Source organism: Mycobacterium sp., from assembly GCF_036490025.1.
Lineage (GTDB): Bacteria > Actinomycetota > Actinomycetes > Mycobacteriales > Mycobacteriaceae > Mycobacterium.
Genome location: NZ_DASXEP010000032.1, coordinates 17,852 through 29,838, shown reverse-complemented (window position 1 = coordinate 29,838; position 11,987 = coordinate 17,852). Strand labels below are relative to the sequence as shown.

The following is an 11,987-nucleotide window of genomic DNA, read 5'->3' as shown; positions in this document are numbered from 1 at the left end:
CGCGGACACCAGTGACTGGCCGGCCACCTGGCCGCCGAAGGTGCGCTGAAAGTTGCCCTGTTCCGGGCTGAACACGCTGCCCCGGTAGATGTTGACCTCGAGCTGCTCGAGATCGAGGATCTTTTCGATCGACACGGACTGTTTTTACCAGCCGCGCTGGGCCAGGCGATGCGGCTCGGGAACCTGCTCGACGTTGATGCCCACCATCGCCTCGCCCAAGCCGCGCGATACCTTGGCAAGCACGTCGGGGTCGTCGAAAAAGGTGGTGGCCTTCACGATCGCCGCCGCGCGTTGCGCCGGATCGCCGGACTTGAAGATGCCCGAGCCGACGAATACCCCCTCGGCGCCGAGCTGCATCATCATCGCGGCGTCGGCCGGGGTGGCGATACCGCCGGCGGTGAACAACGTGACCGGTAGCTTGCCGGCCCGCGCAACCTCCACGACGAGGTCGTAGGGAGCAGCCAATTCCTTTGCCGCCACGTACAATTCGTCTTCGGACAGTGAGCCCAGCCGACGGATCTCGCCGCCGATGGCACGCATGTGTGTGGTCGCGTTGGACACGTCGCCGGTGCCGGCCTCGCCTTTGGAGCGGATCATCGCCGCGCCCTCGTTGATCCGCCGCAGCGCCTCACCCAGGTTGGTCGCACCGCAGACGAACGGAACGGTGAACTTCCACTTGTCGATGTGGTGGTTGTAGTCGGCCGGCGTCAGCACCTCGGACTCGTCGACGTAGTCCACGCCGAGGCTCTGCAAGATCTGCGCTTCGACGAAGTGACCGATGCGGGCTTTGGCCATCACCGGGATGGTGACCGCGGCGATGATGCCCTCGATCATGTCGGGGTCGCTCATCCGCGACACCCCGCCCTGTGCGCGGATGTCGGCTGGAACTCGCTCCAGCGCCATCACCGCGACAGCGCCGGCGCCCTCGGCGATACGGGCCTGCTCCGGCGTGACGACGTCCATGATCACGCCGCCCTTGAGCATCTCGGCCATCCCGCGCTTGACCCGCGCGGTTCCCGTCCGCCCAGTGCCGTTCGACGAAGCGGCGCTATCCACTGCTGATCTCCTTCAACTGGTGTCACCCAATTCTAGTGGTGGACGCCAAGCAGTTATTCCCAGCGCCCGCCCGGGCCCCGTCGCGCCCTCAAGAACCGCCCCAACCGCGAGCAGACGCAGAGTCGCATGGCAACGGCAATTGGCGTGCGAGTCTGTGTCTGCTCGCCGTCGTCAACTGGCCATGGCGGGTCGATTTAGGTGGCTGGCGATCCGCTCTGCCAGCCGGCCGGGTTCCCGTCGCACGTCTTGGACCACAATCGGAACGAGTGTCCAACCCAGCTCTTGGATTTTTGCCCACCTGGTCTTGTCTCTGAGCATCTCGTCGCGGCCCGCATGCCATTCGATGCTCTCGTATTCTGCCGCGACACGGGCATAAGGCCAGGCAAAGTCGACACGCCACCGCTCGCCGTTGTGGCCCCGAATCTCGTGCTGAAGGACGGGGAGCGGAAGACCGTGATCGATCATCACCAGCCGCGCTTCGCTTTCCATGGCCGACTCCGCCCGCGCGTCGGCGTAGGGCAGCAGCCCGCGTACTGCACCGATGCCGCGTCGACCGCGCTGCTCAAGTACCGTCCGCTCCAGTTCGCCGTGCGTGCACCACCCGGAGCGTAGAGCGGCGTCGAGGGTCGCCAATGCCCTCGGTCGCCGAAGTTCTCGTGCGGTTTCCACCGCGGTCCACGCCGGCGCTGTTGCGAGCCGACCCGCTATCCCGTGTAGCGGGGCTCCGGCTCGCTGATGAACCTTCAGGCCAGTCGCAGAACGCATACGTGTGCCCGGGTCCAGCACATGAATGGCGGTCGTGTTCTCCACGTCGAACCCATATAAGGCCGCCGCAGTACCCATGCATGCAACGGCCCGCTGCCCCATGAAGAGGTCGAGCGCCGCCAAGCGCCCCAACAGATTTGGTTGCGCCGCGGCGTAGACGCCGTACCACACGCGAACGACGCCGCCGTTGCGGACTTGAACGTCGAGTTGCTGACGAGTCATGACTTTCAGCAATTCCGCGGTCGTCGCGAACCCCCCGCTGGCGTCCAAGACGGCCAGGGCGTCGGCGTACACCCGGGAAGCATGTGGGGACCATCCACAATTCGCCAGTCGCCGCAGACCCGGACTGTGGATACCATCTGCCGAGCAGACGCAGAATCGCATCGGGTGGCCCGCTGGTGTGCGATTCTGCGCCTGCTCGCGTCAAGGCGCGTCAAGGCGCGGCAAGGCCAGGCAATGTCTCAGCGGATCGATTGCAGCTGCCGGGGCCGATCCGGCGAGCCGGCCAATGCAACCGCCTCGGTGAGCAGCTCGGAAAGCTGAAGCGGATACACCGTCTCGCCGGCGGCGGCCAGTTCGGCGATGTCCGCGCGGTCACACCAGCGGTGGCCGTGGATGTAGCGGTTCTCCAATTCGGTACGCCCCGCGGTGGACGGCTCGAAGCGCCGGGTGCGGTGGACGAAGAAGAACTCCTCGCTGTCGATCGCTGCGCCGTTGAAGTCGAACACCGCGTCGCGCCGCCAGATCGGTCCGACCATGTCGGCGGGATCGACCCGCAGGCCCGTTTCCTCGGCCAGCTCGCGAGCGGCGGCCTGGGCCAGCGACTCCCGGACGCCGACCTGACCGCCCACGGTGAACCACCACCGCGGCGGTGGTTCGGACGCGGCGGGGTCGGACCCGCACAGCAGCAACACCGCGCCGGTCTCGTCGAGTAACACCACCCGCGCCGATGTGCGGCGGTCGACTGCCGGCTGATCGGCATGCCGTGGTGCCTGCGACTGTTCGGCGATCTCGAAATAGGTTGGCAGCGTTGCTGTTCCAGCCAGCCGGAACAACCGGACCAGGCGCCGCTCGCGCAGCGCGAGCGTGTCGCGGACCGCATCGTTGTGGAATCGGCGGGCCAGCAGCACCCGGGTCTCGGCGTCGGCCAACTCGGCGGTCAGACCCGCAGGCACCGACTCCGGATCGACCATCGCCAGCGCGGCTGACAGCTTGTTCTCGCACGCCTCGCGGGCCGGGCGGGTGGCGCGTTCTGCCGCGTCGGCCAGCCCCACCAGTCGCTTGGCCTCCGCGTCGCTTGCGGCGTCGAACGTGTCCGCCGCGACCGCGCGAGCCACCACGGCCCGTCGGGCCAGTGCCGCGTCGAGAGCCTGCCAGGACAGGTCGTAGCGCACGTGCAGGCGGTCTAGGCGGTTGGCCGCGCGATATCCCCAGGCGCCGAACCCAATCACCACCGTCAGCAGCAACGCCAGTGCGACGACGAGCACGATCGTCCACGACATCAGCTCGCCACCTGCACCTTGGTCCCGGTGACGGCGACCGTCTCGTAGACGCGCATGATCTGACTGGCCACCACCGGCCAGTCGTACCGCCGCACCGCTTCGGCGCCCGCTTTGGCGTAGCGGTTGGCCAGCTGTTCGTTCTCCAGCACCGCGATCAGGCCTTCGGCAAGGGCGGTGCTGTCGTCGACCGCCACCAGCCGCCCGGCCTTCCCGTCATGCAGCACCTGCCCGAACGCATGCAGGTCGCTGGCCACCACCGGAGTACCGGCGGCCATCGCCTCGACGAGCACAATGCCGAAGCTTTCCCCGCCCAGATGCGGTGCACAGTAGACGTCGGCGCTGCGTAGCGCCGACGCTTTGGCGGCGTCGTCGACCAGACCGAGGAAGCGCAGATGTCCGGCCAAATCGCCCGCTTTGGCCCGCAATTCGTCTTCGCTACCGCGGCCAACGATCAGCACCTGTAGTCCCGGAAACCGCTCGATCAGGCTGGGCAGCGCCTCGATCAGCACCGCCATGCCCTTACGCGATTCGTCGTAGCGGCCCAGAAACAGCACCGTCTTGGCCGACCGCGGATACCCGTCGAGCAGCGGGGCCGAGGCGATCGCGTGAACGTCGACACCGTTGGGGATCTCGACGGCATCCGAGCCCAGCGCTTCCATCTGCCAGCGCCGGGCCAAGTCGGACACGGCGATGCGGCCGACAATCTTCTCGTGCATGGGCTGCAGCAAGCCGCCGAACACCGACAGCATCAGCGATTTGGTGGTGGAGGTGTGGAAGGTGGCCACGATCGGCCCCTCGGCGACCCGCAACGCCCACATCGACAGGCTGGGGGCATTCGGTTCGTGCAGATGCAGCACGTCGAAGTCGCCGTCGGCCAGCCAGCGCCGGACCTTGCCGTGCACGGCCGGGCTGATCTGCAGCCGGGCCACCGAACCGTTATAGGGAATCGGCACGGCCCGGCCGGCCGACACCACGTACTCGGGCAGCGACACGTGCGGCGACGACGGTGCGAGCACGCTGACGTCCTGACCGCGAGCCCGCATCACCTCGGCAAGCTGCAGCACGTGCGACTGCACCCCGCCCGGCACGTCGAACGAGTAGGGACACACCATCCCGATCCGCATCAGGTCTCCGCCAATCGGGCCCGTCGTTCGGGCGGTAGATCCGCCAGCCACTGAGGCTGGAGCATGTGCCAGTCGGCGGGATGCTCGGCGATGTTGCGGGCGAAGACCTCGGCCAGCGCCTGGGTGACGACGCCGATGTCACCGCTGGAGCAGTCCAGCGGCGGGTAGAACCTGATTCGGCAGTCGTCGCCGTCATACCAGCAGTGCACCGGCAGCAGTGCCGCCCCGGTGTCGATTGCCAGCTTCGCCGGGCCGGCCGGCATTCTGGTTGGTTCGCCGAAGAAGTCGACCTGAACTCCGGTGCGGCTGAGGTCGCGCTCGGCCATCAGACACACGAGCTTGTTGTCCAAAAGTCGTTGGCTGAGCAACGGGAACGGTGGTTGCTCACCACCGGACAGTGGAATCACCTCGAATCCGAGGCTTTCCCGGTAGTCGATGAACCGCCGGTACAGCGACTCGGGTTTGAGCCGTTCGGCGACAGTGCTGAACCTGCCGTACTGCTGGGCGAACCACACCCCGGCCATATCCCAGTTTCCGCTGTGCGGCAACGCCATCACGGCACCGCGGCCGTCGGCCAGCGCCGCGTCGACATGCTCGTTGCCTTCCACTAGTTCCGCCAGCCGCTCGCCAAGCGCGCCGTGATCCATCGTCGGCAGCCGGAAAGCCTCTCGCCAATAGCGCGCATAGGAGGCCAGCGACGCACGCATCAGGCTGCCCGGCACGTCCTTTGGAGCTACGCCAATGACGCGCGCGAGGTTTTTGCGCAATTGGTCCGGTCCCCCGTTGCGCGACGCGTATAGCGCACCCGCGCCAAAGACGTTGCGCGCGGCGAATTCCGGCATGGCACGCACCGTCAGCCACCCCGTCGCATAACCCCAGTCGGTCATTCGACTGCCCAGCGAAAGACCGCTGACACCAGGCAATTTCAAACCGGCCGGGACGATCACGGCTCGCCCCTCCCAGGATCAACCTGGCCTGGCTTCCCCGGTGGCGGAGGCGAATTGGCCGCGCCGGCCGAGTGTCGTACGGTGTGCAACCGCTGAGCACAGGTGATCATGCTGGCCGCCGCCAACAACCACATCGCCACCGGCAGTGCCCACGGCAACGGAAAGACCGGCAGGTCCGACAGCCCCGCCCCGACGAGCACGATGATCAACCGTTCCGGCCGTTCGATGAAACCGCCGTCACCGCGCAGCCCACTGGCTTCCGCTCGGGCCTTGATGTACGAAATGACCTGCGAGGTGACCAGACAGATCAACGTGGCCACCACCAGTGGCCGGCTGCCCAGTGTGAACGCCGCCCACCACGCCAGCCCGCAGAACACCGCGCCGTCACTGATGCGGTCGCAGGTGGCATCCAGCACCGCGCCAAATCGGGTGCCGCCGCCGCTTTCTCGCGCCATGGCGCCGTCGACCATGTCGAACATGACGAAGAACCAGATCACCAGGGTGCCGGCGAACAGCTTGCCGGTGGGAAACAGCGTCAACGCGGCCAGTACCGCGGCGGCGGTGGCGATGATGGTGACCCCGTCCGCGGTGAAACCTGCATGCAGGAACGCGCGCGCCACCGGGGTGGTGACTCGAGCGACGCCCTCGCGGGACAACAGCCTGCTCACGACTGCCCACTCATGATTGCTTGGCCCACTCGGTGGCCAGCAGACGGCGGGTGTCGCGCAGCAGCTGCGGAATCACCTTCGAGTCGCCGATGATCGTGATGAAGTTGGCATCGCCGCCCCATCGCGGTACCACGTGCACGTGCAGGTGTTCGGCCAGCGAGCCGCCGGCCGAGCGGCCCAGGTTGACCCCGACGTTGAAACCGTGCGGGCGCGACACATTCTTGATGACGCGGATCGCCTTCTGGATGAAGGCCATCAGCTCGCCGCTTTCCGACTCGGTCAGATCTTCCAGTTCTGAAAGCCGGCGGTACGGCACCACCATCAAATGACCCGGGTTGTACGGATAGAGGTTGAGTACGGCGTACACCAGCTCACCGCGGGCCACCACCAGGCCGTCCTCGTCGGACAGCTGCGGGATGTCTGTGAACGGCTGGGACAGGTCGTCATCCTCCCGCTTCAAGGGCCCCTCGGCCAGGTAACTCATCCGGTACGGCGTCCACAGCCGCTGCAGATGGTCGGATTCACCAACGCCTCTGTCGACGATCGAGTCGTCAGCCACGCGTGCTCACCTTGACCAAATCGGCAGTGGGAACGTCGTTTTCACGGCCGGCGATCCATTGCTTGATGACGGCTACCGCCTCGTCGCGGGGAACCCCGTTGATCTGCGTGCGATCACCGAACCGGAAACTGAGCGCGCCGGCCTCGACGTCGCGGTCGCCGGCCAGCAGCATGAACGGCACCCTCTGGTTGGTGTGGTTGACGATCTTCTTGGCCATCCGGTCGTCGCTGGCGTCCACGTCAACCCGGATACCGTGCGACTTTAGTTGCGCGGCAACGTCTTCCAAATACTGCACGTGGCCGTCGGCGACGGGGATGCCGACGACCTGCACCGGTGCCAGCCAGGCGGGGAATGCGCCGGCATAGTGCTCGGTGAGGATGCCGAAGAACCGCTCGATCGAACCGAACAGTGCCCGGTGGATGAGCACCGGACGCTGCCGCGAACCGTCGGCGGCGGTGTATTCCAGGTCGAACCGGTCCGGCATGTTGAAGTCCAGCTGAATGGTCGACATCTGCCAGCTGCGCCCCAGCGCATCCTTGACTTGCACGGAGATTTTCGGGCCGTAGAACGCGGCACCGCCGGGGTCGGGAACCAGATGCAGGCCTGAGGCTTCGGCGACCTCGCTCAAAATCTCGGTCGCTTCGTCCCATACCTCGTCGGAGCCGACATACTTCTCCGGATCCTTACTGGACAACTCCAGGTAGAAATCGTTGAGGCCGTAGTCGGCCAGCAGATCCAGCACGAAGCGCAACAGCGACGCCAGTTCGTCGCGCATCTGCTCGCGGGTGCAGTAGATGTGCGCGTCGTCCTGCGTCATGCCGCGCACTCGGGTCAGGCCGTGCACCACGCCGGACTTCTCGTAGCGGTAGACGGTGCCGAACTCGAACAGCCGCAACGGAAGTTCCCGGTAGGAACGGCCGCGAGACCGGTAGATCAGATGGTGCATCGGGCAGTTCATCGGCTTGAGGTAGTAGTCCTGGCCGGGCTTGCGGACCGTCCCGTCCTCGTTGTACTCCGCATCGATGTGCATCGGCGGGAACATGCCGTCGGCGTACCACTCGAGGTGGCCCGACGTGATGTAGAGCTGCTCCTTGGTGATGTGCGGGGTGTTGACGAACTGGTATCCCGCCTCAGCGTGCTTGCGCCGCGAATAGTCTTCCAGCTCGGTGCGCACAACACCGCCCTTGGGATGGAAAACCGCTAGGCCCGAACCGATTTCGTCGGGAAAGCTGAACAGATCGAGCTCGACGCCCAGCTTGCGGTGATCGCGACGTTGAGCTTCTTCGAGCAATTCCAGGTGACGGTCCAACGCCTCTTGCGATTCCCACGCGGTTCCGTAGATACGTTGCAGGCTGGCGTTGTTCTGGTCGCCCCGCCAATACGCGGCCGAGCTGCGGGTGAGCTTGAACGCCGGAATGTGTTTGGTGGTAGGGATGTGCGGCCCGCGGCACAGGTCACCCCAAACACGTTCGCGGGTACGGGGATTCAGGTTGTCGTAGGCAGTCAGCTCGTCGCCGCCGACCTCCATCACGTCGGGATCGCCGGATTTGTCGTCGACGAGTTCGAGTTTGTAAGGCTCGCCGGCCAACTCGCCGCGGGCCTGATCCTTGGACTCGTAGACACGACGGTCGAACAGCTGGCCCTCTTTGACGATCTGGCGCATCCGCTTTTCCAGCTTGTCCAAGTCCTCCGGCGTGAACGCATCGGCCACGTCGAAGTCGTAGTAGAAGCCATCGGTGATCGGCGGCCCGATCCCGAGCTTGGCGTGCGGAAACAGATCCTGCACGGCCTGTGCCAACACATGCGCGGCCGAGTGCCGGATGACACTGCGCCCGTCGTCGGTGTCGGCCGCGACCGGGATGACGTCGACATCGGCGTCGGGGACCCAGCTCAAATCGCGCAGCTTGCCGTCGGCGTCGCGCACCACCACGACCGCGTCGGGGGCTCCGCGGCCCGGCAGGCCGGCTTCGCGCACCGCCGCGGCCGCGGTCGTCCCGGCAGGTACCCGGATCGGGGCTGCTGGGGCGGGGTGGGCGAGGGCGGTCATCGACGCGGTCTCCATGGCTTTCGGGTGTTCAAAGGGACCCGACCATGCTATCGGGGCGGTCCGGCGGCCAGCAGGGCCGTCAAGCAGCCCCCGAAAGTCCGGCACAATGACGGTGTGGCAGTGGAGACGGCTCTGGCGTTGCTGCTCGCCGCAGTCGCCGTCTTCCTCGTCGTGAACTGGATCGGCGAGCGCACCGGGAGGTGCACGCCTCCGGCGTGCTTGCGGTGGTGGTCTGCGGACTGATCGTCGGGCACGACTCGCCGCGATCGGAATCGGGAGCAAGCCGGCTGCAAACCCGAGCCGTGTGGCGCCTGGTCAACTTCTTGCTGGAAGGCCTGGTGTTCCTGCTGATCGGTCAGCAGTTACCGACCATCGTCGACGGTCTGAACGGCTACTCGCCGTCGACGATCATCGTCGCGATCACCATTACGGTCACGCTGGTGCTGTTGATACGCCGCTGTGGCTGTTGCTCACCCAGTCCCTACCGGGACCCATGCACACCTGGCTTGGCAACGTTGCCGACACCGCCTCCGTCGATGACGCCGATGGGCCGGGGCGCCGTCGCCGGCGGGATCGCAACTCGCAGCGACTTGACGGCCGTGAGATTTTCGCGCTGAGTTGGGCGGGCACCCGCGGTGTGGTCAGCCTCGCGGCGATTTTCGCGGTGCCCTTTGTCACGGACAGCGGCGCGCCATTTCCCGACCGCGATCTCCTGCTGTTGTGCACCTTCGTGATCGTGTTGGTGACGCTGATCGGCCAGGGCGGCACATTCGCTCCGGTCGTGCGGGCGCTGGGCCTTCGCGCCGATGCCGTCGACGAAGCGCTGCTGCGCAATCAAGCGCGCGCCGCTGCCGTTGAGGCCGCACTGGAGCGGCTCGACGAGATGAGGCGCACGCATGGTGACGACGTCTCGGCACGGGCGATCGACGGCGCGCGCGAACAGTTGTCCGCCAGGTTGGATCGATACCGACGACGACTCGACGTATTGGAGTCCACGGAGTCCGACGAGGTGCCCGCCATCCCTGCCTATGAAGCAGCCGTCGGAATACGGCGAGCGGCCATCGACGCCGAGCGTGACGAGCTCCTGCGCTGGCGCGACGCCGGCATGTTGTCCGACAAGAGTCTTCGTGCGCTCGAACGCGAACTCGACCACGAAGAGGTCATGCTGCCGATGACGACGTGGCAATCGCCCTAAGGCTGGCCCGGTTTGAGCAGAACGAACAGCGCCTCGGCGTCGGTGAGCACTGCGTCGCCGTCGCTCAACCGGCCCGCTACGAAGATCTTTCGGCCTTCCACCCGGTCGACCCACGCGTCGACCTGCAATTCCTTGTCGATCGGGACGATCTGGCGGTAATTGATGCGTAGGTACGCGGTGCGTTGGCGCGGCCCGCCGGTGATCACCCCTGACGTCATGCCCAGGACCGAATCGAACAACAGCCCGAGCGCGCCGCCGTGGACGGCACCGTTGCGCCCGAGATGAAAGCGCCGGAAGCGGGCCCATCCCTCGATGCGGCCGTCGTCGGTCCGGTGCACCTTCATCGGCACCGGCAGGATGTTGCCGCGGTTCGGGAGGTCGATGCGGCGCCCGGACGGGGTGGCCCACTCGTCGGTGTCGAAGGGGCCGAGTAAGCCGGACACCTTGTCGATCAGGTCAGCCGCCTCGCTGATCACCTCGTCGGGCGCATCGACCGCGCGGGCGTGGTCCTGCAACGTGCGCACCGCTTCGATGAACCGGCCGTAGTCCGGTCCGCCCTTGGTCGTCGGTTCGGGCGGGTTGAATCCCCCGCCTGGATGTCGCGCATGCTCGCCGGCCACCAGAACACCGTATTGCCCGGCGGCGCGCTGTGTCGTGCGGCTAGCTGCTCTGTTGCTGCCCGAGCGCGCTCAGCTTCTCGAACTCGTCGTCGCTGAGTTCGATCTCAGCAGCGGCGACGTTCTCTTCCAGGTGCGCCACAGACGAGGTTCCCGGAATCGGCAGCACGACCGGTGAGCGTTTCAGCAGCCAGGCCAGCGCCAGCTGCGAGGGTGTCGCGTGGCCGTGCTCGGCGCCGAGTTTGGCCAGCGGACCGTCCGGCGCCGCCAGCGGGCCTGCGGCCAGCGGGAACCACGGGATGAACCCGATGCCCTGCTTGGTGACCTCGTCCAGGAGTTCTTCGGCGGTGCGGGTGGTCAGGTTGTATAGGTTTTGCACCGAGACAATCTGGGTGATCTTTTGCGCCGCGTGCAGCTGGTCGACGTTGACCTCCGACAGACCGATGTGGCGGATCTTGCCCTCCTGCTGCAACTTGGCCAGCTCGCCGATCTGGTCTTCCAGCGGGAATTTGTCGTCGATGCGGTGCAGCTGAAACAAATCGATGGTGTCTACGCCGAGCCGTCGCAGGCTCAGTTCGGCTTCTTGGCGCAAGTACGCGGGAAATCCCAGCGGGATCCACACGTCGGGCCCGGTGCGCAGCAGCCCCGCCTTGGTCGCGATCACCAGGCCGTCGTAGGGATGCAACGCCTCGCGGATGATCTCCTCGGCGAAGTAGGGGCCGTATGAGTTGGCGGTGTCGATGAAGTTGACGCCGAGTTCGGCCGCGCGCCGCAGCACGCGAACCGATTCGTCTCGGTCGTCGGGTGGGCCCCAAACCCCCTTGCCCGTCAGACGCATTGCGCCGTAGCCGAGACGGTTGATGCTGAGATCACCGCCGAGAGTGAAGGTTCCGGATGCTTGGGCGGGAGCTTGGGTAGTCACCTTGCCGACCGTACGCCGGCGGGCAACTCCCGGCTACGTGAGCGTGGCAAGCTGGTCGGGTGGAATTGGACACGATCTCTCAATTACCGTTCACCTACCCGGAGGTGGGTGCGACGGCCGGCCCGATGCCCCCGGGCTACAAGCACATCGGCTACTCGGCCCATATCGGCATGGGTCAGCTCCGTTTCGAACAGGCCGCCGATGCGGTCATGCACTGGGGCATGCAACGTGGCTCCGGCCTGGGAGTGCAGGCCAGCAGCGAGTTCGTCACCGTCGGCACGGTGGTCGTGGTGAAAATCGGGTTCCTGAAGGCGCCCTGCCGGGTGGTGTACGTCGTCGACGAGCCGCACCTGCGCGGCTTCGCCTACGGCACGTTGCCCGGTCACCCGGAATCCGGCGAGGAGCGTTTCGTGGTGCGCCATGACCCCGTCACCTCCGCGGTGTTCGCCGAGGTCTCCGCCTTCTCCCGGCCGGCGACGTGGTGGAGCAAAGCCGGCGGACCGTTCACATCGGTGCTGCAGCGGGTGATGAACAAGCGTTACGTGCGGGCGGTGTGACCCCGACGTCCCCGACACGTAAACATTT

At 66.3% G+C, this 11,987-nt stretch carries 11 protein-coding genes and 2 pseudogenes; 2 read left to right on the top strand and 11 right to left on the bottom strand.

Annotated elements, in window-relative coordinates:
- The 9 genes and pseudogenes from VGG53_RS04070 to thrS all read right to left on the bottom strand — a co-directional run.
- Positions 1-135 (bottom strand): annotated as a pseudogene (locus VGG53_RS04070) (acyl-CoA thioesterase II); the annotation flags it as partial.
- A gap of 9 nt (positions 136-144) precedes the next feature.
- Positions 145-993, bottom strand: a complete 849-nt coding sequence (gene pdxS, locus VGG53_RS04065) for a pyridoxal 5'-phosphate synthase lyase subunit PdxS (protein ID WP_414688877.1) — start codon at positions 991-993, stop codon at positions 145-147.
- 234 nt (positions 994-1,227) lie between these two features.
- The gene (locus tag VGG53_RS04060) at positions 1,228-2,115 is read right to left on the bottom strand and encodes a hypothetical protein (RefSeq protein ID WP_331516708.1); all 888 of its coding nucleotides are present in this window, start codon (positions 2,113-2,115) and stop codon (positions 1,228-1,230) included.
- Positions 2,116-2,282: 167 nt separating this feature from the next.
- Positions 2,283-3,323: an NUDIX hydrolase gene (locus VGG53_RS04055; protein WP_331516707.1), complete on the bottom strand. Its 1,041-nt coding sequence runs from the start codon at positions 3,321-3,323 to the stop codon at positions 2,283-2,285.
- Entirely contained in the window at positions 3,323-4,447 is a 1,125-nt protein-coding gene (locus VGG53_RS04050; protein ID WP_331516706.1) for a glycosyltransferase family 4 protein, read from the bottom strand. The genes VGG53_RS04055 and VGG53_RS04050 overlap by 1 nt, the downstream gene beginning before the upstream one ends.
- Positions 4,447-5,334, bottom strand: coding sequence for a phosphatidylinositol mannoside acyltransferase (locus tag VGG53_RS04045; RefSeq protein WP_331516705.1), 888 nt, complete (start codon positions 5,332-5,334; stop codon positions 4,447-4,449). Before VGG53_RS04045 ends, VGG53_RS04050 begins: the two co-directional genes overlap by 1 nt.
- Positions 5,335-5,390: 56 nt before the next feature.
- Complete coding sequence (pgsA, locus tag VGG53_RS04040; RefSeq protein WP_331516704.1) at positions 5,391-6,062, bottom strand: phosphatidylinositol phosphate synthase; 672 nt, start codon at positions 6,060-6,062, stop codon at positions 5,391-5,393.
- A gap of 10 nt (positions 6,063-6,072) precedes the next feature.
- Positions 6,073-6,621 (bottom strand): HIT domain-containing protein, encoded by a 549-nt coding sequence (locus VGG53_RS04035; protein WP_331516703.1) that lies wholly within the window; start codon positions 6,619-6,621, stop codon positions 6,073-6,075.
- Positions 6,614-8,668, bottom strand: coding sequence for a threonine--tRNA ligase (gene thrS / locus VGG53_RS04030; RefSeq protein ID WP_331516702.1), 2,055 nt, complete (start codon positions 8,666-8,668; stop codon positions 6,614-6,616). The genes VGG53_RS04035 and thrS overlap by 8 nt, the downstream gene beginning before the upstream one ends.
- A gap of 197 nt (positions 8,669-8,865) precedes the next feature.
- Here thrS and VGG53_RS04025 point away from each other — a divergent pair.
- A pseudogene (locus VGG53_RS04025) lies at positions 8,866-9,863 on the top strand (cation:proton antiporter); the annotation flags it as partial.
- On the opposite strand, the gene VGG53_RS04020 reads toward VGG53_RS04025, so the two are convergent.
- Together VGG53_RS04020 and VGG53_RS04015 are read right to left on the bottom strand one after the other, a co-directional pair.
- Positions 9,860-10,486: a PaaI family thioesterase gene (locus VGG53_RS04020; protein WP_331516712.1), complete on the bottom strand. Its 627-nt coding sequence runs from the start codon at positions 10,484-10,486 to the stop codon at positions 9,860-9,862. The pseudogene VGG53_RS04025 and the gene VGG53_RS04020 overlap by 4 nt on opposite strands.
- Positions 10,487-10,523: 37 nt before the next feature.
- Positions 10,524-11,402 carry an aldo/keto reductase gene (locus tag VGG53_RS04015; RefSeq protein WP_331516701.1) on the bottom strand — a complete coding sequence of 293 codons (879 nt, stop codon included), beginning with the start codon at positions 11,400-11,402 and terminating at the stop codon, positions 10,524-10,526.
- Positions 11,403-11,461: 59 nt separating this feature from the next.
- Here VGG53_RS04015 and VGG53_RS04010 point away from each other — a divergent pair, with 59 nt between their 5' ends.
- The gene (locus tag VGG53_RS04010) at positions 11,462-11,959 is read left to right on the top strand and encodes a DUF1990 domain-containing protein (protein ID WP_331516700.1); all 498 of its coding nucleotides are present in this window, start codon (positions 11,462-11,464) and stop codon (positions 11,957-11,959) included.
- Positions 11,960-11,987 lie beyond the last annotated feature (28 nt).